Annotated in this window: 15 protein-coding genes and 1 pseudogene; 5 read left to right on the top strand and 11 right to left on the bottom strand. The window is 62.3% G+C overall.

Annotation, left to right across the window (positions count from 1 at the left end):
• Positions 1 to 58: 58 nt before the first annotated feature.
• From QQ992_RS11345 to pgm, 3 genes are all read right to left on the bottom strand, one after another.
• Positions 59 to 1,003: a FecR domain-containing protein gene (locus tag QQ992_RS11345; protein ID WP_286113416.1), complete on the bottom strand. Its 945-nt coding sequence runs from the start codon at positions 1,001 to 1,003 to the stop codon at positions 59 to 61.
• On the bottom strand, positions 1,000 to 1,512 hold the full coding sequence (locus QQ992_RS11340) for a sigma-70 family RNA polymerase sigma factor (protein WP_119369698.1): 513 nt from the start codon (positions 1,510 to 1,512) through the stop codon (positions 1,000 to 1,002). The genes QQ992_RS11345 and QQ992_RS11340 overlap by 4 nt, the downstream gene beginning before the upstream one ends.
• Positions 1,513 to 1,590: 78 nt before the next feature.
• Positions 1,591 to 3,228 (bottom strand): phosphoglucomutase (alpha-D-glucose-1,6-bisphosphate-dependent), encoded by a 1,638-nt coding sequence (pgm, locus tag QQ992_RS11335; protein ID WP_016713855.1) that lies wholly within the window; start codon positions 3,226 to 3,228, stop codon positions 1,591 to 1,593.
• 129 nt (positions 3,229 to 3,357) lie between these two features.
• On the opposite strand from pgm, the gene QQ992_RS11330 reads away from it, so the two are divergent.
• From QQ992_RS11330 to QQ992_RS11320, 3 genes are all read left to right on the top strand, one after another.
• Positions 3,358 to 4,005, top strand: coding sequence for a DUF1345 domain-containing protein (locus QQ992_RS11330; RefSeq protein WP_286113415.1), 648 nt, complete (start codon positions 3,358 to 3,360; stop codon positions 4,003 to 4,005).
• A gap of 80 nt (positions 4,006 to 4,085) precedes the next feature.
• Complete coding sequence (locus QQ992_RS27965) at positions 4,086 to 4,880, top strand: RHS repeat-associated core domain-containing protein (protein ID WP_350157478.1); 795 nt, start codon at positions 4,086 to 4,088, stop codon at positions 4,878 to 4,880.
• A gap of 329 nt (positions 4,881 to 5,209) precedes the next feature.
• Positions 5,210 to 5,470, top strand: coding sequence for a DUF1652 domain-containing protein (locus QQ992_RS11320; RefSeq protein ID WP_286113414.1), 261 nt, complete (start codon positions 5,210 to 5,212; stop codon positions 5,468 to 5,470).
• 55 nt (positions 5,471 to 5,525) lie between these two features.
• Here the strand turns inward: QQ992_RS11320 and QQ992_RS11315 are convergent.
• Positions 5,526 to 5,723, bottom strand: a pseudogene (locus QQ992_RS11315) (EAL domain-containing protein); the annotation flags it as partial.
• 128 nt (positions 5,724 to 5,851) lie between these two features.
• Between QQ992_RS11315 and QQ992_RS11310 the strand changes: the two are divergent.
• Both QQ992_RS11310 and QQ992_RS11305 read left to right on the top strand, forming a co-directional pair.
• Positions 5,852 to 6,529: an RHS repeat-associated core domain-containing protein gene (locus tag QQ992_RS11310; RefSeq protein ID WP_286113412.1), complete on the top strand. Its 678-nt coding sequence runs from the start codon at positions 5,852 to 5,854 to the stop codon at positions 6,527 to 6,529.
• A 270-nt stretch (positions 6,530 to 6,799) separates the two neighbouring features.
• Entirely contained in the window at positions 6,800 to 7,060 is a 261-nt protein-coding gene (locus QQ992_RS11305; RefSeq protein ID WP_019098363.1) for a DUF1652 domain-containing protein, read from the top strand.
• On the opposite strand, the gene QQ992_RS11300 is transcribed toward QQ992_RS11305, so the two are convergent.
• The 7 genes from QQ992_RS11300 to QQ992_RS11270 form a co-directional block, all read right to left on the bottom strand.
• The gene (locus QQ992_RS11300) at positions 7,057 to 9,144 is read right to left on the bottom strand and encodes a putative bifunctional diguanylate cyclase/phosphodiesterase (protein WP_286113411.1); all 2,088 of its coding nucleotides are present in this window, start codon (positions 9,142 to 9,144) and stop codon (positions 7,057 to 7,059) included. The two genes, QQ992_RS11305 and QQ992_RS11300, sit on opposite strands and share 4 nt — an antisense overlap.
• A gap of 273 nt (positions 9,145 to 9,417) precedes the next feature.
• Positions 9,418 to 10,908, bottom strand: coding sequence for an efflux transporter outer membrane subunit (locus tag QQ992_RS11295; protein ID WP_286113410.1), 1,491 nt, complete (start codon positions 10,906 to 10,908; stop codon positions 9,418 to 9,420).
• Entirely contained in the window at positions 10,905 to 14,012 is a 3,108-nt protein-coding gene (locus tag QQ992_RS11290; RefSeq protein ID WP_286113409.1) for an efflux RND transporter permease subunit, read from the bottom strand. Before QQ992_RS11290 ends, QQ992_RS11295 begins: the two co-directional genes overlap by 4 nt.
• Entirely contained in the window at positions 14,009 to 17,107 is a 3,099-nt protein-coding gene (locus QQ992_RS11285) for an MdtB/MuxB family multidrug efflux RND transporter permease subunit (protein WP_286113408.1), read from the bottom strand. Before QQ992_RS11285 ends, QQ992_RS11290 begins: the two co-directional genes overlap by 4 nt.
• Positions 17,104 to 18,417, bottom strand: a complete 1,314-nt coding sequence (locus tag QQ992_RS11280; protein WP_105947480.1) for an MdtA/MuxA family multidrug efflux RND transporter periplasmic adaptor subunit — start codon at positions 18,415 to 18,417, stop codon at positions 17,104 to 17,106. The genes QQ992_RS11285 and QQ992_RS11280 overlap by 4 nt, the downstream gene beginning before the upstream one ends.
• Positions 18,418 to 18,636: 219 nt before the next feature.
• Positions 18,637 to 19,137: a thiol peroxidase gene (gene tpx / locus QQ992_RS11275; protein ID WP_105947479.1), complete on the bottom strand. Its 501-nt coding sequence runs from the start codon at positions 19,135 to 19,137 to the stop codon at positions 18,637 to 18,639.
• A 166-nt stretch (positions 19,138 to 19,303) separates the two neighbouring features.
• Complete coding sequence (locus QQ992_RS11270) at positions 19,304 to 20,584, bottom strand: serine/threonine transporter (RefSeq protein ID WP_060497024.1); 1,281 nt, start codon at positions 20,582 to 20,584, stop codon at positions 19,304 to 19,306.
• Positions 20,585 to 20,677 lie beyond the last annotated feature (93 nt).

Raw genomic sequence — 20,677 nt, 5'->3', positions numbered from 1 at the left:
GCTCCCCTTTGTTTTCTTCTACCGGTAATGACCGGCGAGCGAAAAAAAGGGGACAGCCTCACGCACGATTTTCTCGTGCGCCCAGGCTCACCCAGTAACGCGTGCGTGTTCGCACCTGTAACGGCAGGCTGGCGGCAAGCAAAGCCAGCACCCGGTCGGTGTCGTCAAGGCGGAAGGTGCCGGTCACGCGCAGGCGCTCCAGTTCAGGGGCCCAGCGCAGCACGCCAGGGCGGTATCGGCGCAGCTCATGCAGCAGTTCACCCAAGGGGCGGTCATCCAGCCGCAGCACGCCTTCGCGCCAGCCCAGTCGCCATTCGTCCAGGCCTGTCACCGGGCCGACGCCTGCCACATGCAGGTTGGCCTGCTGCCCGGCTTGCAGCACCTGTGCCGGGCCATGCAGCGGCTGCAGGCTGGCTACACCTTCGACGATCGATACCCGGCAAGCCTGATCGAACAGCCGCAGGCATACCTCACCGCCACCGAATGCGACCTGGCCATATGGCACCTGCAACGTCAGGTTCAGGTTGGCGGGCACCTTGATCGCCACTTCGCCGCGCAGCAATGTCAGGCGGCGTGCCCCCAGGTCGATATTCACTGCACTGTCGGTATTAAGTTGCACGGAGGTGCCATCGCTCAATAGCACCTGCCGACGTTCGCCAACCGAGGTGTGCATGTCGGCAGTCCAGGCGTCCAGAGGCAGCTCACGGCTGACCAGCCAGGCTGTCGGCAACAGCGCGGCGATACCCAAGGCTTGCTTGAGCAGTGCGCGGCGGCCGGCGTCCGGGCGGTCCAGGGTTGCCATGGCCAGTGCGCCGGGTAACGCGGTAAAGCGCTGGCGCAACAAGGATGCCTTTTGCCAGGCGTCTTCATGCAGGCTGCTGCTGGCCCGCCATTGCGCCAGGCGCAGCAAATCGGTCTCGCTGGCGTCGCCAGAATCGAGCAGCGCCAGCCAGCGGGCGGCAGCACGCACAGCTTCGCGGATTTCGGGGGAATGGGGGGTCATTGCAATTCGGCCAGCAGGCAATGTTCGTAAGCCTGCGCCATGTAGCGTTTCACCGAGCGCTCGCAAACGCCCAGGCGCTTGCCGATTTCGGCGTAACCCACGCCTTCGAGCTGGCTCCAGAGGAAGGCCTTGCGCACCGGTGCCTTCAGGCCATCGAGCAATTCGTCGAGTGCTTGCAGGGTTTCCAGCAATATCCAGCGTTTTTCTGGCGAGGGCACATGCTGCTCGGGCAAGTTTGCCAAGGCATCGAGATAAGCCTGTTCCAGGCTACGTCGCTGGTGGAAGTTGCTCAGCAGGCGCTTGCCGACTGTCAGCAGATAGGCCCTTGGCTCACGTATGTCTGCCAAGGGTTGGGCACTGGTCAGTACCCGCAGAAAAGTATCCTGGCTGAGATCGGCGGCATCCCAGGCATTGCCCAGGCGCCGGCGTAGCCAGGTTTCGAGCCAGCTGCGGTGCTCCCGGTACAGGGCAGGCAGGCTAGGTTCCGTTGGCGGCGCGGCGTCGATCATGAGGATGGCCCTGCGGCGGCGTAAATAGGATTAATTCTAATTTACGTTGCGCCGCAGGGCCAAGCGGTTTGTTACCGGTCAGGCAATCGCTGCATCCACCAGCACTTGCGCTTCCTGCACCAGGCGCTGCAGGTGCGCCTCGTCGATGAAGCTTTCGGCGTAGATCTTGTAGATGTCCTCGGTGCCCGACGGCCGTGCGGCAAACCAGCCATTGGCGGTCATCACCTTCAGCCCGCCAATCGCCTGGCCATTGCCCGGCGCGTGGCTGAGGATCTGCACGATAGGCTCACCGGCCAGTTCGGTCGACTTGACCTGCTCTGGCGCCAGCTTGCTCAGCAACGCCTTCTGCCGCGCATCGGCCTTGGCTTCGACCCGGGTAGCGTAGGGCTTGCCCAAGGCTTCGGTCAGGTCCGCGTAGGCCTGGCTCGGGTTGCGTCCGGTGCGGGCGGTCATCTCGGCAGCCAGCAAGGCCGGGATCAACCCGTCCTTGTCGGTGGCCCACACGGAGCCATCGCGGCGCAGGAACGACGCACCGGCACTCTCTTCGCCACCAAAGCCCAGCGAGCCGTCAAACAACCCTTGGGCAAAGAACTTGAAGCCTACCGGCACTTCGTACAGTTCACGGCCCAGACGCTGGGTAACGCGGTCGATCAGGCCGCTGGACACCACGGTTTTACCAACGGCAGCATCGCTGCGCCATTGCGGGCGGTGGCGGTACAGGTAGTCGATGGCCACGGCCAGGTAATTGTTCGGTTGCAGCAGGCCGTCCGGGGTAACGATGCCGTGGCGGTCGTGGTCCGGGTCACAGGCGAAGGCCACGTCGAAGCGCTCGCGCAGGCCAATCAGGCCCTGCATGGCGTATGGCGAGGACGGGTCCATGCGGATCTGGCCGTCCCAGTCGACGGTCATGAAGCGGAAGGTCGGGTCTACCTCGGTGTTCACCACTTCCAGGTCCAGCTTGTAGTGTTCGGCAATGGCCGACCAGTAGCGCACCCCTGCCCCGCCCAGCGGGTCGACGCCCAGGCGCAGTTTGGCGCCACGGATGACATCGAAGTCGATGACGTTTTCCAGGTCCGCCACATAGCTGCTCACGTAATCGTGACGCTGGGTGGTCGGGGCCTGCAGCGCCTGGGCATGGTCCATGCGCTTGACGCCTGCCAGGTTCGCCGCCAGCAGTTCGTTGGCCTTGGCCTCGACCCACTTGGTCACATCGCTGTCGGCCGGGCCGCCATTGGGCGGGTTGTACTTGAAGCCCCCGCTTTGCGGCGGGTTGTGCGACGGGGTGATGACGATGCCGTCGGCCAGGCCCTGCTGGCGGCCACGGTTATGGCAGAGGATGGCGTGGGACACAGCCGGCGTGGGGGTGTATTCGTCGTCCTTCGACAACCTGACTTGCACGCCGTTGGCCGCCAGCACTTCCAGCGCGCTGGCCGTGGCCGGGGCCGACAGGGCGTGGGTGTCGGCGCCGATGAACAGCGGGCCATCAATGCCCTTTTCCTGGCGGTACAGGCAAATAGCCTGGGTGATGGCCAGCACGTGGTATTCGTTGAAACTCAATTCAAGCGAAGTGCCCCGGTGCCCCGAGGTGCCGAAGGCCACCCGCTGAGCCGCCACGGCAGCGTCTGGGCGGCCGGTGTAATAGGCGGTGAGCAGTCGGGGAATATCGACCAGCACGCTGGCCGGAGCCGGCTTGCCTGCCAAAGGACTGAGCGTCATGCAAAAACCTCGAGTTCAACAGATGTTGGTGTTGGAACGTGCAGTGTACTGAGAGTTGCAAGGGTGTGCGATGGGTGCCAGCAAAGAACAAGCTAGAGTAGAGACCATACCCACAGTGAATGAGGCCCCATGGCTTTCCACCGCCTGACCCGTACCCATCCCCGCCTGAGCTTCGCTGCAGCGGCAGGCCTGATTGGCGCCTGGCTGATCCCTGCCGGTGATGCCGTGCAACACATCCTCGCTGGCTGGAACCTGGGCGTGTGGCTGTACCTGGCGCTGGTGCTGTACCTGAGCTGGGGCGCCAGCCCGGAAAAGGTCCGCAAGGTTGCCCGCGTCGAAGACGAAAACGCAGGCCTGGTCCTGCTCACCGTGTGCATCGCCGCCATCGCCAGCCTTGCCGCAGTCACCCTGCAACTGGTGTCCAGCCGTGGGCTGCAAGGCGCAGACCTGGCCTTGCACTACCTCTACACCGGCCTGACCGTGGCTGGTTCCTGGCTACTGATTGGTTGCATCTTCAGCCTGCATTACGCCCGGCTGTTCTATACCGGGCAGAATCACGAGCCACCGCTGCGCTTCGCCGATGGCGAGCGCAACCCGGACTATTGGGACTTTCACTACTTCTCGTTCACCATCAGCGTGGCCGTGCAAACGTCAGATGTGGGGGTTGCCGGCAAGCGGCTGCGGCGGATCGTGCTGGCGCATTCCATCGTAGGTTTCTTGTTCAATACGGCAATTCTGGGGTTCACAATCAATATCGCTGCGGGGTTGCTGGGCTGAGCCAGCTATCAATTTTGCCAGTTGCAACCTCTCAACCCACTCGAACATGCTGGCTGTCTCAAGTATTAAAGGGTTCTCCGATGAATACGCCCAGCTCAACAACGTTGTGTGTTCACGCCGAGAGCGATGACAGCGCTACCGCGTCATCAATACATATATATTCACCCTATGGTCTTAATGGCCTCAGCGGGTCCGAAAGCACCCTAGGTTTTTCCGGCAGTCTTTTTGACCGTGCCTCAAAGAGCTATTCGCTAGGAAATGGTCGTAGGTTCTATAGCCCTTGGCTAATGCGCTTTTTCCAGCCAGACAGCTTTTCGCCCTTCAACGAAGGCGGCCTAAACTGTTATGCCTACTGTGAGAATGACCCGATAAATTTCGCTGACCCAACTGGCTTTTCCCGGAGCCTACGCCCGAAAACATCACAAACGCGAACACTTAACACCTCACAAAATACTTTCCGTGCTTCGCAGAGTTTCGGCACCGCCAAACGCTCTCACCGAGTAGTCTCGAGAGCGCATGCAAGACAACAACAACAACAACAACAACAACAACAACAACAACAACAACCGCATGTAAGGCAGCAAAGAGGTCAGCAAGCGCGAAGAGCACGATACTCTCCACGGATGAATCTCCGACAACTCGCAGCAATATTGGATCGAGCCGAAGTGGAAGCGGGTCGACACGCTGCTTCACCTACTGGGCTTATCCACAATGGTAATGCAGTCATCGGGATGATCGGAATCGCCGGGGTAATAAGAGCGGCCACTGAGGTACTCGAACCGTTGCTAATGCAATATCTCATTCAAGATTTTCGATCATCCCCATCACGGATGGGCCATCATGATGACCCTGTAGCGTGGAACCAGCAAACATGAAAGCGGATGGTGCATCCGATTACCAAGAAGCCTTCGGAGAGTAAGTTGGCGCAAAAGGCCCTGTTCAGTTCTGCCGCTCGTCCGAAAGCCACTGCTCTCAATGCAGGTCCGAGAGGTTGAACAGACAGGGCTTCATGCCGCTAACGCCCAAGACAAACGTTTGCCTCGCGACCCACACCACAAGGGACTGTGATCGCTGTCAGGTATTTGCACAATTGCCGTATTTGCAACCGAGAATCACGCATGGCAGCTGCTATGTTTACATTCCCGGCAGCCGCATCGATGTGGCCATCCGCTTACTACGTCCAGGTTCGGACAAGGAGGCAGGCATGAACAAGATGACGTTCCCCAACGCCTGCCAGGTGATGCGCTGGCATTTCCACCCGCTGGGCTTCGAGGCCATCATGGATGCGCCACGCAGCATGGTCGCACGGCTGTTCGACCGCGCCACCGGCGAAACGCTACTGGCTATAGCCGGTATCCCCTGCACGGCCATCATGGCTGCCGCCGACGTTGAACGCATCATCGAAGCCGTCGAAGCGGAGATGGACGCCTTCATACCCAGCTTCGCCTTGCGTGACGCGGTTTAACCCGCCGCGGCATCCTGCTGACGCAATGCTTGCAACTTGCTCATGAACTGTTCAGCAGGCACTGGCGCACCTGCCGGCAGGCCTCGTCCAGCAACCACTCACCGATAGGAATGATCAGGCCGGTTTTCTCTGCCAGGCCAATGAAGCGGCCAGGCAGCAGTAGCCCTTGTTGAAGGTATTCCCAACGCAGCAAGGCCTCGGCACCGATCGACTGACAGGCTTGGGCGTCGAACTTAGGCTGGTAGTGCAAACGTCAGATGTGGGGTTCACCATCAATATTGCAGCTGGGCTGTTAGGTCGATCAACTGATAAAACTGCCAGTGTTCGCGGTGCCATGTAAGCGCTAAATTATGAAGAGGCTGAATCGCACAGGATTACGTGATGGCTGTCACATTCAATGCACTGCTGGTAGACGAGGCGGGAACTGTCATTGGAACCCATTCCGGCCTCTTACATCAGGCCTACACGCCCTTTGGTTTCATTGGCAACAACGGTCTGGCAACACTATTAGGCTTTAATGGCCAACCGTATGAGCGAATCAGCAACTGTTATCCACTAGGCCAAGGAAAGCGGCTCTATGCACCTGCCCACAACACCTTCAATCAAGCAGACTCGAAGTCCCCTTTTGACAAAGGCGGCATCAATGCGTACGCCTACTGCCATAACGACCCGATCAACCGATACGATCCTTCTGGGCATATAGTTGAATGGTTGAAGCGTAGAGTGCTGAATTGGACTGGATTAGACCCCACACCACAATTTCGCGCACCTCAGGCCGCAACGCCTACTCTTCAAAGGCAAGTGCCTCGGGCTGACCATAGCATCTTGAGCATCGAGAACAGCATATCCGTCCTCCAGCAAGAGGCGATAATCAGCAACCAAATCGCTGAGTCCGCCGTCATTTCCTTGCGGACAATTCGCAGTTGGATACCCCGGTTGAACGTTCACAAATTGACCATTGCACCCGTGCAAGCGGCAATAGAAATTGCCAAATATGTGAGAGGTGCCGGCCCCTACACATCGACTAACATCAGCAGCTCCCGCCCTAGGGATGTATAGCGCCACTCGTCGGAAATAACGCCAGTCGATTGTCTTGGAAAAAGACAATTACCGCTGGGTTGCCGACGCTAGCACGCAAGGAAAACGTTTGCCTTGAAGGCACGGAACAATCTGCACCCATGACAAGGATGTGAACGCCGTCATGCATTAGCACATTTGTCGTATTTGCAACCGAGAATCACGCGTGGCAGCTGCTATGTTTACATTCCCGGCGGCCGCATCGATGTGGCCATCCGCTCACCACGTCCAGGCACGGACAAGGAGGCAGGCATGAACAAGATGACGTTCCCCAACGCCTGCCAGGTGATGCGCTGGCATTTCCACCCGCTGGGCTTCGAGGCCATCATGGATGCGCCACGCAGCATGGTCGCACGGCTGTTCGACCGCGCCACCGGCGAAACGCTACTGGCTATAGCCGGTATCCCCTGCACGGCCGTCATGGCTGCCGCCGACGTTGAACGCATCATCGAAGCCGTCGAAGCGGAGATGGACGCGTTCATACCCAGCTTCACCTTGCGCGATGCCGTTTAGCCCGCTGCGGTATCTTGCGGCCGCATTGCCTGCAACTTGCTCATGAACTGTTCGGCGGGCACTGGTTGGCCCAGCAGGTAGCCTTGCAGCGAATCACACCCCAGTCGGGTCAGGAAGTCTTGCTGCTTGTCGGTCTCCACCCCTTCGGCAACGATGCGCAGGCCCAGCGCCTGGCCCAGGGCGACGATAGCCGAAACAATCGCCGCATCGTCACTGTCCTGCTCCAGGTCACGCACGAAGCCACGGTCGATTTTCAGTTCGTTGGCCGGCAGGCGCTTGAGGTACATCAGGCTGGAGTAGCCGGTGCCAAAGTCATCGATGGACAGGTCCACTCCCATGTCGGACAGGCGTTGCAGCACGGTCAGGCTGGCATCGGCGTCGTGCATGGCAGTGGTTTCGGTGATTTCCAGGGTCAGGCAGTTGGCCGGCAGGCCGTTCTGTTGCAGGGCCCGGGCCACGCTCTCGACCAGCCCGGCATGGCAGAACTGGATGGCCGACAGGTTCACGGCCATGCGCCAGCCTTGATGCCCTTGGTCCAGCCACTGGCGCATCTGCCGGCAGGCTTCGTCCAGCACCCAATCACCGATGGGAATGATCAGGCCGGTTTTCTCTGCCAGGCCAATGAAACGGTCAGGCAGCAGTAGCCCTTGTTGCGGATGCTCCCAGCGCAGCAAGGCCTCGGCACCGATCGGCTGACAGGCCTGGGCGTCGAACTTGGGCTGGTAGTGCAACCGGAACTGGCGCTGCTCCAGCGCCTGGCGCAGGTCCTGCAGCAGTTGCAGTTGCTGGCGGGCGTTACTGTTCATCGACACGTCGAAGAAGCTGTAGCCGTTCTTGCCGGCGCTCTTGGCGTGGTACATGGCAGCGTCGGCATTGCGCAGCAGCTCGTGCTGGTCCTGGCCGTTGCCCGGATACAGGACAATGCCCAGGCTCGCCGACAGTTGCAGGTCGTGTTCGGCCACGCGGAATGGCCGCGACACCAGGTTGACCTGTTTGACCGCCACGTCCATGGCATCGTTCGGCTCCTGCAATTCCACCAGCAGCACGAACTCGTCACCGCCGATGCGCGCCAACGTGTCCTGGCTGTGCAAGTGGCCGCGCAGCCGCCCCGCCACGGCCTTGAGCAGCAGGTCGCCAATGTGGTGACCAAAGGCATCGTTGACCGGTTTGAAACCGTCCAGGTCAATGAACATCAGGGCAAAACAGCCGCCCTGCTCCGCCACCTTGGCAATGGCCTGCTCGATGCGGTCGGCCAGCAACGTGCGGTTGGGCAGATCGGTCAGGGTGTCGTGCAGGGCCAGCTGGGTCAGCTCCTGGTTGGCCAGGGTCAGCGAACGGGCCAGCTCGGCGGTGCGCGCCTCCAGGCGCGCGTCCAGCACCGAGGTGAGCAAGGCCACGGCCAACACCGCCAAGGTGGTGATCAACACCAGGTAAACCAGGCTATCGCCCTGCAACCCACCTGCCAGCGCACCGCAGAAACTGCCTTCGGGGAAGTTCGCCGCCGCCATGCCGGTGTAATGCATGCCGACGATGGCAAACCCCATCACCACGGCCGCCAGCCCGCGGATCTGCCGCACGTAGGGGGTGTGTTTGCGCAGACGGAAGGCGATCCACAGCGCCGCCGCAGACGCACCCACGGCAATCAGCAGCGAGGCGCCAAACAGCGTCGGGTCATAGTCGATGCCCGGCAGCATGCGCAGCGCGGCCATGCCGGTGTAGTGCATGCAGGCAATGCCGGCGCCCATGATCAGCGCGCCGAAGCCCAGTTGCAGGCACGGCAGGCTCGGCTGGCTCACCAGCCACAGGGCAAAGCCCGAGGACAGCACAGCGATCAGCAGCGAGAACGCGGTAAGCGCCAGGTCATAACCCAGGTCGATAGGCAGGCTGAAGGCGAGCATGCCGATGAAGTGCATCGACCACACGCCGATGCCCATGGCCAACGCGCCGCCCCCCATCCACAAGTAGGCAGCCCGGCCCTTGGCCGTGGCGATGCGGCCGGTCAGGTCAAGGGCGGTATAAGACGCCAGAATCGCCACGCACAGCGAAATCAGCACCAGCGAAGAGGAGTAGCTACCGGTCAGCATTGGGAGTTCCAGCGACGGGACAGGGGGCCCGGCAAAAGCTGACGATTGTACTCAAGCTTAAGCGAAACGCACGGGGTTTTTGCGAATGGGAATGGATCCAAAGACTGCGAGGGCCTGGACGGATGCGCGGTAGCTGTAGGAGCGGCCTTGTGTCGCGATCGGGCTGCGAAGCGGCCCCAGCGATCTGTGCTTGTACACAAAGTTCTGGGGCCGCTCTGCGGCCCGATCGCGACACAAGGCCGCTCCTACAGGGGTACGCGTCTGCGGGTCGCTTCAATCCTGCTCGGCAAATGCCTGTTCGGCATCCCAGCCGCCACCCAGCGCCGCTACCAACTGCACGCTGGCTACCAAGCGCCCTTGCAGCAGGTTCAACACACTGCGCTCGTTGCTCAACGCCGTGGTCTGCACGTTCACCACATCCAGGTAGCCGATCAACCCTGCGCGGTACTGGTTCTCGGTCAGGCGCAGCGACTCGCGGGCGGCATCCAGCGCTTCCTGGCGCACCACCGCTTCATCGCCGTACACCTTCAACTGCACCAGCAGGTTTTCCACTTCCTTGAAGCCGTCCAGCACTGTCTGGCGGTATTGCGCCACGGTCTGGTCATACGCCGCCACCGTGCGGTCCACCTCGGCGCTGCGCTTGCCGGCGTCGAACAGGGTCAACGCCAGTTGCGGGCCTACCGACCAGTAGCGGTTGGGCAGCTCGATCCAGTTACTGAAACTGCTGCTGGAATAGCCGCCGCTCATGCTCAGGCTCAGATCGGGGAAATACGCCGCCCGCGACACGCCGATGTTGGCATTGGCGGCCATCACGTTACGCTCGGCAGCAGCGATGTCCGGGCGCCGCTCCAGCAGCTGCGAAGGCAGGGATACCGGGATTTGCGGCAGCGCAGGAATGTCCTTGCTGTCGGCCAGAGCGAAGTCGGCCGGGGTTTTGCCCAACAGCACGGCAATGGCGTTCTCGAACTGCGCACGCTGCCAGATCAGGTCGATCAGGTCAGCCTGGGTGCTCTTGAGCTGGGTGCGCGCCTGGGCCACTGCATCCGGCCCGGCAACGCCGGCGCGATACTGGTTTTCGTTCATCCGCAACGAGCGCTCGTAGGCCGCCACAGTGGCTTCCAGCAGACGCTTTTGCTCGTCTATCACCCGCAGTTGCAGGTAGTTCTGCACAAGCTCCGATTGCTGGCTCAAGCGGATCGACGCGAGGTCGGCGAAGCTGGCTTCGGCACTGGCCTCGTTGGCATTCATGGTTTCGCGCAGCTTGCCCCACAGGTCGATTTCCCAGCTCACGCCCAACTGCGCATTGTAGGTGTTGCGAATACCACTGCTGTTGTTGGACAAGCTCGAACTGGAGCTGCCGGTGCCCTGGGCCGAGCGGTTCTTGCTGGTGCTCAGGTCCAGGCTCGGGAACAGCGCCGCGCGGCTGCTGCGCACCAGCGCCTGGGCCTGGCGGTACTGGGCTTCGGATTGCGCTACGGTCTGGTTGCTGCGGTTCAGTTCCTCAACCAGCGCATTGAGCCCGGCATCGCCGTAGATTTCCCACCAGGCGCCACGGGCGATGGCGTCGGATGGCGCGGCCTGGGTCCAGCCTTCGGCGTGCTTGAACTGCGCCGCCGTGCTGTTCAGCTCGGGACGGTGGTAATCCGGGCTCAAGGTACAGGCACTGAGCAGGGCCACGCACAACCCGGCGCCGAGCAGGCGCGAGCCACGCCCACAGGTCAGCGTTTGCAGGGCACGATGAAGTGGGGTCTGGGCAAAAGTCATAGCGGGTTTTCCAGGGCGGCGTCGGTGCGCACGCCGCGCCAACGGTTGAAACGGTGGCGCAGGCGGTCCAGATACAGGTAGACCACCGGCGTCGTGTAAAGGGTGAGGATCTGGCTGAACACCAGGCCACCAATGATGGTCAGGCCCAGCGGCTGGCGCATTTCCGCGCCTTCGGCGTGGCTCAGCAGCAGCGGCAAGGCGCCAAGAATGGCCGCCAGGGTGGTCATCAGGATCGGCCGCAGGCGCAGCAGACAGGCCCGGCGGATAGACTCTTCCGGCGACAGCCCTTGATGGCGCTCCAGCTGCAAGGCCAGGTCGATCATCAAAATGGCGTTCTTCTTCACCACGCCGATCAGCAGGAACAGGCCCAGCATCGAGATCAGGCTGAACTCGCCCCCCGTGACGTACAGTGCCAGCAACGCACCAACGCCAGCCGAAGGCAGTGTCGAGAGAATGGTCAGCGGGTGAATGTAGCTTTCGTACAGGATGCCCAGCACCAGGTACACCAGCACCAACGCACCCAGGATCATGAACGGTTGACCCTCCTGCGTCTTGGCAAAGGCGTCGGCAGTGCCACCCAGCTTGGCGATCACTTCCTCAGGCAAGCCTAACTTGGCCACCGCGCGCTCCAGCGCTGCCATGGCCTGGTCGGGGCTGTAGCCTTCCGCGACGTCGAAGGCGATGTCTTCGGAGGCGAACTGGCCTTCGTGGCTGACGCGGTCGTTGGCCAGGCTGTTCTCGTAGTGGGCGATGGTGGACAGCGGTACGCGGGCGCCGTCGGCGGTGATCACCTGCACCTGCTCCAGAGTACTTGGGTCCCAGGCGTATTTCGGGTTGATCTCCAGCACCACCTGGTACTGGTTGAGGCTGTCGTAGATGGTAGAGATCTGCCGCTGGCTGTAGGCGTTGTTCAACACCGTGGTAACCATGTCCATGTCGATGCCTAGGCGCTTGGCCTGGTCGCGGTCGACCACCAGGGTCACCTGCTGGGTGCCGGCACCGTCACGCGCATCGATAGCAGTGAGTTCCGGCAGTGCACGCACAGCTGCGACCACTTTCGGGAACCACTCACGCAGCGCTGCCAGGTCGCCACTCTGCAGGGTATACAGGTACTGCGACGACGTCTGGTCACGGCCACCGCCGCCCAGTTGCAGGTCCTGGTCGGCCATCAGGAATAGGCGCCCGCCAGGCACTTTGGGCATTTCCTTGCGCAGGCGCTCGATCACCTTCTGCGCATCGATCTTGCGCTCGCTGATCGGTTTCAGGCGCACCAACACCATGGCGTTGTTGGTGCCGCTGTTGCCACCGATGAAACCGGCAACGCTCTGCACTGCCGGGTCGGCGAGCAAAGCACGGCGGTAGATTTCCATCTTCGGCTGCATCACGGTGAACGACAGCCCGTCGTCGCCGCGGATAAAGCCCATCAGCTGGCCGGTGTCCTGTTGCGGCATCAGCGTCTTGGGCACCACGACGTACAGCGCGATGTTGATGCCGATGGTGGCCAACAGGCTGAGCAGGGTCAGGCGCTTGTGGCGCAGGGCCCAGCCCAGGCTGCGGTCGTAGCCGTTGACCATGCGCTGGTGCAGTTTGTCGCTCCAGCGTTGCAGGCGTGTCTGCTCGGCCTGATGCGGTTTGAGCCAGCGGGCGCAGAGCATGGGCGTCAGGGTCAGCGACACCACCAGCGATACGATGATCGCCGCCGCCAGGGTGATGGAGAACTCCTGGAACAGGTTGCGCACAATGCCACCCATGAACAGGATGGAGACGAACACCGCCACCAGCGACACGTTCATCGACAGCAAGGTGAAGCCTACTTCCTTGGCGCCGAGGAAGGCCGCCTTCATCGGCGGCTGCCCGTCCTCGATGTGCCGCGAGATGTTCTCCAGCACCACGATGGCGTCGTCCACCACCAGGCCGGTGGCCAGAATCAGCGCCATCAGCGACAGGTTGTTCAGCGAGAAACCGCACAGGTACATGACCGCGAACGTGCCCACCAGCGACACCGGCACGGCCAGACTGGGGATCAGCGAGGCGCGCAGGCTGCCGAGGAACAGGTACACCACCAGGATCACCAGTACCACGGCAATCAGCAGGGTGTGCTCGGCCTCTTTCAGGGTGGCCTTGATCACTGGCGAGCGGTCCATGGCCACGTTCAGTTGCACGCTGGCTGGCAGCAACGACTGCAGGGCCGGCAGCTGTGCCTTGATCTGGTCAACCGTTTCGATGATGTTGGCGCCGGTCTGGCGGTTGACCACCAGCAGCACAGCCGCCTGGTCATTGAAGAAGCCACTGTTGTAACGGTTCTCGACGCCGTCGGTGATGGTCGCCACGTCGGACAGGCGCAGGATGGTACCGTTTTGCTGGCGGATCACCACCGGCTCGTAGTCCTTGGCGCTTTCCAGCTGGTCGTTGGCGCGCACCTGCCAGTTGCGCTCGGCGTCCTCGACAAAGCCCATGGGCCGACGCTGGTTGGCGTTGGACACCGCCGTGCGCACTTCGTCCAGCGACAGGTTGTACTGGTTGAGCAGTTGCGGCTCGACGGCGATGCGCACCGCCGGCAGCGAGCTGCCGCCGATCTGCACCTCCCCTACCCCCGACACCTGGGCCAGGCTCTGCGACAGGATGGTGTCGGCCAGGTCGTACAGCTGGCCTTTCTGCAGCACTTCCGAGGTCAGCGACAGCACCATGATCGGCGCCTGGGACGGGTTGATCTTCTTGTAGGTGGGCATGCTGCGCATGCCGCTGGGCAGCAGGTTGCGGGTAGCGTTGATCGCCGCCTGCACCTCGCGCGCCGCACCATCGATATCACGGCCCATCTCGAAACCGATCACCACCCGCGTGGAGCCCTGGTTTGAACTGCTGGTCAGCGTGGTCACGCCGGCAATGCTGCCCAGCTTGCGCTCCAGTGGCGTGGCCACGGTAGACGCCATGACCTCAGGGCTGGCGCCGGACAGGTTGGCCGACACCACGATCACCGGGAAGTCCATCTGCGGCAGCGGCGCCACCGGCAGCAAGCCGAAGCTGACCCCACCCAGCAGCATGATCGCCAGGCTCAACAGCATGGTCGCCACCGGGCGACGGATGAAAGGACCGGACAGGTTCATGCCTCGGCCTGCTTCACGTCAGTGGCCGGGCGCCAGCGGCGGGCCAGGCGGTCGAAGTACAGGTAGATGACCGGGGTAGTGAACAGCGTCAGCACCTGGCTGACCAGCAAGCCGCCCACCATCACCAGGCCCAGTGGCTGGCGCAGCTCGGCGCCGGAACCGGTGGCGAGCATCAGCGGCACGGCGCCGAACAGCGCGGCCAGGGTGGTCATCAGGATCGGCCGGAAGCGCAGCAACGCCGCCTGGTAGATGGCATCGCGCGGGTTCATGCCTTGGTGGCGCTCGGCCTCCAGGGCAAAGTCGATCATCATGATCGCGTTCTTCTTGACGATACCGATCAGCAGGATGATGCCGATAATGGCGATCATGCCCAGGTCGTTGCCGCTGATGAGCAGAGCCAGCAAAGCGCCCACTGCTGCCGACGGCAAGGTCGAGAGGATGGTCACCGGGTGAATGTAGCTTTCGTACAGCACGCCCAGCACGATGTACATGGTCACCACCGCCGCCAGGATCAGCAGCAAGGTGCTCGACAGCGATGCCTGGAAGGCCTCCGCCGCACCCTGGAAGCGGGTTTGCACGCCCAACGGCATGCCGATGTCCTTCTGCACCTGCTCGATCACCTGCACAGCCTCGCCCAGCGATGCACCGTGGGCCAGGTTGAACGACAGGGTCACCGCCGGGAACTGGCCGATGTGGGAAATGGCCAACTGGGCCTGGCGCTGCTCGATACGCGCCAGCGCCGACAGGCGCACCTGGCCGCCATCGGTGGCCTTGACGTGAATCGACTCCAGCGCCTGTGGGCCAATGACTGCCGCGTCCTGCGACTGAAGCACCACGCGGTACTGGCTGGCCTGGGTGTAGATGGTGGAGATCTGCCGCTGGCCGAACGCGTCGTAAAGGGCGTTGGTAATCTGCGACACCGTGATGCCCAGGCGGCTGGCCATGTCACGGTCGATCACCAGGTACACCTGTAGCCCCTTGTCCTGCAAGTCACTGGCCACGTCGGCCAGTTCCGGGCGCTGCTGCAGCGCCTGTACCAGCTTGCTGCTCCATTGCGCCAACAGGTCGGCGTCTGGCGACGACAGGCTGAACTGGTACTGGGTGCGGCTGACGCGGTCTTCGATACTCAGGTCCTGCACCGGCTGCATGAACAGGCGGATACCCACCAGCCGGTCGAGTTGCGGTTGCAGACGGCTGATGACCTCGCTGGCGGTGACATCCCGTTCGCCATGGGGCTTGAGGTTGATCAGCAGGCGGCCACTGTTGAGCGTGGCGTTATCGCCATCGACGCCGATGTAGGACGACAGGCTCTGCACGGCCGGGTCCTGCAGGATCACCTTGCTCAGGGCCTGCTGGCGCTCGCTCATGGCGGCAAACGAGGTGGATTGCGGCGCCTCGGAAATGCCCTGGATGACCCCGGTGTCCTGCACCGGGAAGAAGCCCTTGGGTACCACCATGTACAGGAACACCGTCAGCGCCAGGCTGGCCACGGCGACCAGCAAGGTCAACGGCTGGTGCTTCAGCACCCATTGCAGGGCACTGCCGTAGTGCTTGATCAGCCAGTCGATCCAGGCACCACTGGCACGGTAGAAGCGCCCCTGCTCTTCTTCCTTGGGCTCGCGCTTGAGCAGCCGGGCACACATCATCGGCGTCAGGGTCAGCGACACCACCAGGGAAATCAGGATGGCCACCGCCAGGGTAATGGCGAACTCGCGGAACAGCCGGCCGACCACGTCAGCCATGAACAGCAGCGGGATCAGTACCGCGATCAGCGAGAAGGTCAGGGAAATCAGGGTGAAACCGATTTGCCGGGCGCCCTTGAGCGCTGCCTGCATGGGCGTCTCGCCCTCTTCGATATGCCGCGAGATGTTTTCCAGCATCACGATGGCATCATCGACCACGAAGCCGGTGGCGATGGTCAGGGCCATCAGCGTCAGGTTGTTGACCGAGAAGCCGGCCAGGTACATCACGCCAAAGGTGCCGATCAGCGACAAAGGCACGGCGATCGAAGGGATAATGGTGGCGCTGAAGCGGCGCAGGAAGAGGAAGGTGACCATCACCACCAGGGCGATGGCGATCAGCAGTTCGTGCTGTACGTCCTTCACCGCAGCGCGGATGGTCTGGGTGCGGTCGGTGAGCACCGACACATCCAGACCGGCCGGCAGGTTGTCGGTAATCGACGGCAACAAGTCCTTGATGCGGTCGACGACTTCGATCACGTTGGCGCCCGGCTGACGCTGGATATTCAACAGCACGGCATGATTTTCGTTGGCCCAGGCGGCCAGGCGCTCGTTCTCTGCGCCGTCGACGATTTCGGCCACGTCTTTCAGGCGCAGCGGCGCACCGTTGTTGTAGGCCAGGATCAGGTTGGCGTATTCCTCGGGGGAACGCAGCTGGTCGTTGGCATCGAGCATCGACACCCGGGTCGGGCCGTCGAAGTTGCCCTTTGGCTGGTTGACGTTGGACGCGCCAATCAGCGTGCGCACGTCATCCAGGTTCAGGCCGTTGGCGGCCAAGGCATCGACGTTGACCTTGATGCGCACTGCCTGGCGCTGGCCGCCGGCAATGCTGACCATGCCCACACCGCTGATCTGCGCGAGCTTTTGCGCCACGCGGGTGTCGACCAGGTCGTTGAGCTTTGGCAGCGGCATGGTCTTGCTGGAAATGGCCAAGGTCAGCACCGGGGTATCAGCCGGGTTGACCTTGTTGTACACCGGTGGCGCTGGCAGGTCGCTGGGCAGCAGGTTGCTGGCGGCGTTGATCGCGGCCTGCACCTGTTGCTCGGCAACGTCCATGTTCATGTCGAGGTTGAAGCGCAAGGTCAGCACCGACGCGCCGCCGGAGCTGGTCGAGGCCATTTGCTCAAGGCCAGGCATCTGGCCGAACTGGCGCTCCAGGGGGGCGGTGACCGCACTGGTCATGACCTGCGGGCTGGCGCCGGGGTACAGGGTCATGACGCGGATGGTCGGGTAATCCACCTGCGGCAAGGCGGAAACCGGCAGCAGCTTATAGGCGATCAGACCGGCCAGGACGATGGCCAGCATGCTCAGCGTGGTGGCGACCGGCCGCAGAATGAACAGACGCGAGAGGTTCATGCGCCCGCCTTGCCTGCTGCTTTGCCAGGTTGTGCTTCACCGGTTTGCGCCGAGCCTTTGGCCTCTTGCCCTTGCAGGTGCTGGCCCGGGGTGGTCGGCACTTGCGAGCTGTCTTCGACCACTTCGACCTTGGTGCCTTCGCGCAGGCGGTCGGTACCTTCCAGCACCAGACGATCACCGGCCTTCAGGCCGTCGAGAATGACGCTGTTCTCGCCATCGCTGGCGCCCACCTTGAGCTTGCGCACGTTAACGGTGTTCTCGGCATTGACCACGTAGGCGAAGCTACCGTCATTGCCGAACTGGATGGCCGCCGCCGGGGCCATGACCACCTGCTTGAGGGTATCGGCCAGCAAGCGCACGTTGACGAACTGGTTGGGGAACAGGGCCAGGTCCTTGTTTTCGAAGCGGCCTTTGAACTTGAGGGTGCCAGTGGTGGTGTCGATCTGGTTGTCGATGCTGCCCAGCACGCCGGTAGATTGCAGTTTGCTGTCACTGCGGTCCCAGGCCTCGACCGGCAGGCTGGCGCCGCTGCGATAGCGCTCCAGCACGGTGCTCAGCTCGGTTTCCGGCAGGGTGAAGGCGACGTTGATCGGCTCGGTCTGAGTGATGACTACCAGTGCGGTGGTGTCATTGGCCGCCACCAGGTTGCCCAGGTCGAGCTGACGCAGGCCGACACGGCCGCTGATCGGCGCACGGATCTGGGTGAAGTCGAGGTTCAGGCGGGCATCGTTGACCTGAGCCTGGTTGGTCTTGACCAGCCCCTGGAATTGCGCCACCTGTGCTTCGGCGGTGTCGAGGGTTTGCTTGGCGATGCTGTCTTCGGCGTACAGGCCTTTGTAACGGGCCAGGTCGACCTGGGCGTTCTTCAACTGCGCCTGGTTCTGCGCCAATGTGCCTTCGGCTTGCTGCAAGGCGATGCGGTACGAGCGCGGGTCGATTTCGGCGAGCAAGTCGCCGGCCTTGACCTGCTGGCCTTCCTTGAAGTGGATTTTCACCAGTTCGCCAGCCACGCGGCTGCGTACGTTGACGGTGTTGGTCGCGGTGACCGTGCCCAGGGCCTTGTAGTACAGCGGGAAGTCACCCACTCGCACCGGCTCGACGCGCACGGGTACCGCTTCGCTGGAGCCGCCAAAGCCCGGGCGACCGCCCATCATGCCCATGCCCTTGCCGCCGCGCCCGCCGCCGCCACTGGCTTCTTTATGCGCAGGCGTTGCTGCAGGCCACAGCCACCAGGCCAGTGCAGCCACCAGCAGCAGGATCAGCAGGCCGACGAGCCAGCGACGGGGGGAACGGGAATTGGACGCTTGCATGGGTTGAACGAACCTTGTTCGGAATGGCGACTTGGGGAGGGTGAACGATAAGCAATGGCATCGTTTAAGCAAAGGGCCTTTACCAGAGGTTTACCTTAGGCTGACGTTGCCAAGACGCGGAATTTTAAATGAAAACGGCCCGGAGAGCGCTCCGGGCCGTTACAGGGTGTTGCTTGGAGCGGTGGCGGGCAGAAGGGTTCCCCCGGCCCTACACAGTCCTTACTTCAGCACAGCCAGGGCTGCATCGTAGTTCGGCTCGTCAGCAATTTCGCCAACCAGCTCGCTGTGCAGCACCTTGTCGTTCTCGTCCAGCACTACCACAGCGCGGGCTGCCAGGCCGGCCAGCGGGCCGTCGGCGATGGCGACGCCGTAGTTTTCGAGGAACTCGCGGCCACGCAGGGTCGACAGGTTCTTCACGTTCTCCAGGCCTTCAGCGCCGCAGAAGCGCGCCTGGGCGAACGGCAGGTCGGCGGAGATGCACAGCACGACAGTGTTGGCGACATCGTTGGCCTGGGCGTTGAACTTGCGCACGGAGGTAGCGCAGGTTGGGGTGTCGACGCTCGGGAAAATGTTCAGCACTTTGCGCTTGCCGGCGAAGTCTTTCAGCGACTTGTCAGCCAGGCCTTCACCGACCAGGGAGAAAGCCGGAGCCTGGGCGCCGGCCTGTGGCAGGTTACCGTTGACCTGAACCGGGCCGCCTTTGAGAGTCACTTGAGCCATGACGAAATCCTTATGCTGGGTTTGAAAAGGACACTGAGTTAAGCATGAAGCCGGCCGGGTGCCTATGGGTCAGGTAAAATTGTTCTATTTCCCGACACTTTTTGTGGACAAAAAAATACCCGGTTTGCGACAAGCAACCCGGGCATTCTTTATTGCAGGGGGCGAATCAGCCCAGCAGGCCGTACACCACCGAAGTCAACGCAACCAGGCCGACCACCACGACGAACACGTTGGAGGCCGCGCCGCTGTACTTGCGCATGGACGGTACACGGTGAATGGCGTACATCGGCATCAGGAACAGCAGCACCGCGAGAATCGGCCCGCCGAGCGACTCGATCATGCCGAGGATGCTCGGGTTGAGGGTGGCAACGATCCAGCACACCACCAGCATCAGTGCAGCGACTACGCGATCCAGGGTTTTGGCACCTGGGCGCGCGCCGGTCTTGGTGATGATGCCTTTCAGGCCTTCGCTGGCACCGATGTAGTGACCCAGGAACGACTTGGCGATAGCCACGAAGGCGATCAGCGGTGCAGCGAACGCGATGGTCGGGTTGCTGAAGTGGTTGGCCAGGTACGACAGGATCGACAGGTTCTGTGCCTTGGCTTCGGCCAACTGGGCGCTGCTCAGGGTGAGCACGCAGCTGAACACGAAGAACAGCACCATCACCACCATCAACAGGTGGGCACGGCGCAGGATCTGGCCGCTACGCTCATCGGCGTGCTCGCCGTAACGGCGCTTCTGGTCCACCGCGAAGGCCGAGATGATCGGCGAGTGGTTGAACGAGAACACCATCACCGGAATGGCCAGCCACAGGGTGTGCAGGAAGGCCGAGGCTGGCGGCACCTGGGTGGCGCTGTCGAGGATGCCACCGGTCCAGTGCGGCACCAGGTACAGGCCCAGCAATGCCAGGGCGACGATGAACGGGTACACCAGCAGGCTCATGACCTTGACCGTGGCCTGCTCGCCGCAGCGCACGATGGCCAAAAGGCCGAGGATCAGCACGAACGACAGGATGGCCCGTGGTGGCGGCGCCATGTGCAGCTGGTGCTCCATGAAGCTGGACACGGTGTTGGTCAGCGCCACGCTATAGATAAGCAGGATGGGGAAGATCGCGAAGAAATACAGCACGGTGATCGAGGCACCGGCGGTGCTGCCGAAGTGCTCTTTGACCACCTCGGTGATGTCACCACCGTTGCGCCCCGACAGGACGAAACGGGTCAGGCCACGGTGGGCAAAGTACGTCATCGGGAAGGCCAGGATGGCCAGGATCAGCAGCGGCCAGAAGCCGCCAAGGCCGGCGTTGATCGGCAGGAACAGGGTTCCGGCGCCAATCGCTGTGCCAAACAGGCCCAGCATCCAGGTAGTGTCGTGACGCGCCCAGCTGCCAAGGGTGGCGGGGGTCGATTCTGCAAAGCGTTGTTCAACGCTTGGGGCCTGCTCATTCATTCCGGGTGAAGCTCCACTCGCAAGACTGCAACAGGCTGAGAATGGCGAAATAGTGCTATCGCCCAACTCAACCGGAAAAGAGGGGCGCGATTG

The sequence above is a fragment of the Pseudomonas kurunegalensis genome, from assembly GCF_030291635.1.
In the GTDB taxonomy this organism is placed as follows: Bacteria; Pseudomonadota; Gammaproteobacteria; order Pseudomonadales; family Pseudomonadaceae; genus Aquipseudomonas; species Aquipseudomonas monteilii.
The sequence above is the reverse complement of the archived record's forward strand: the minus strand, read 5'-3'. Positions and strand labels throughout refer to the sequence as shown.

Coding starts and splice junctions, on each gene's coding strand:
- pgm (WP_016713855.1), bottom strand. CDS start 3,228: ATGACGCTCAGTCCTTTGGCAGGCAAGCCGGCTCCGGCCAGCGTGCTG.
- QQ992_RS11340 (WP_119369698.1), bottom strand. CDS start 1,512: ATGATCGACGCCGCGCCGCCAACGGAACCTAGCCTGCCTGCCCTGTAC.
- QQ992_RS11280 (WP_105947480.1), bottom strand. CDS start 18,417: ATGCAAGCGTCCAATTCCCGTTCCCCCCGTCGCTGGCTCGTCGGCCTG.
- QQ992_RS11310 (WP_286113412.1), top strand. CDS start 5,852: ATGGCTGTCACATTCAATGCACTGCTGGTAGACGAGGCGGGAACTGTC.
- QQ992_RS11305 (WP_019098363.1), top strand. CDS start 6,800: ATGAACAAGATGACGTTCCCCAACGCCTGCCAGGTGATGCGCTGGCAT.
- QQ992_RS11295 (WP_286113410.1), bottom strand. CDS start 10,908: ATGACTTTTGCCCAGACCCCACTTCATCGTGCCCTGCAAACGCTGACC.
- QQ992_RS11285 (WP_286113408.1), bottom strand. CDS start 17,107: ATGAACCTCTCGCGTCTGTTCATTCTGCGGCCGGTCGCCACCACGCTG.
- QQ992_RS11320 (WP_286113414.1), top strand. CDS start 5,210: ATGAACAAGATGACGTTCCCCAACGCCTGCCAGGTGATGCGCTGGCAT.
- QQ992_RS11290 (WP_286113409.1), bottom strand. CDS start 14,012: ATGAACCTGTCCGGTCCTTTCATCCGTCGCCCGGTGGCGACCATGCTG.
- QQ992_RS27965 (WP_350157478.1), top strand. CDS start 4,086: ATGAATACGCCCAGCTCAACAACGTTGTGTGTTCACGCCGAGAGCGAT.
- QQ992_RS11300 (WP_286113411.1), bottom strand. CDS start 9,144: ATGCTGACCGGTAGCTACTCCTCTTCGCTGGTGCTGATTTCGCTGTGC.
- QQ992_RS11345 (WP_286113416.1), bottom strand. CDS start 1,003: ATGACCCCCCATTCCCCCGAAATCCGCGAAGCTGTGCGTGCTGCCGCC.
- QQ992_RS11330 (WP_286113415.1), top strand. CDS start 3,358: ATGGCTTTCCACCGCCTGACCCGTACCCATCCCCGCCTGAGCTTCGCT.
- QQ992_RS11270 (WP_060497024.1), bottom strand. CDS start 20,584: ATGAATGAGCAGGCCCCAAGCGTTGAACAACGCTTTGCAGAATCGACC.
- tpx (WP_105947479.1), bottom strand. CDS start 19,137: ATGGCTCAAGTGACTCTCAAAGGCGGCCCGGTTCAGGTCAACGGTAAC.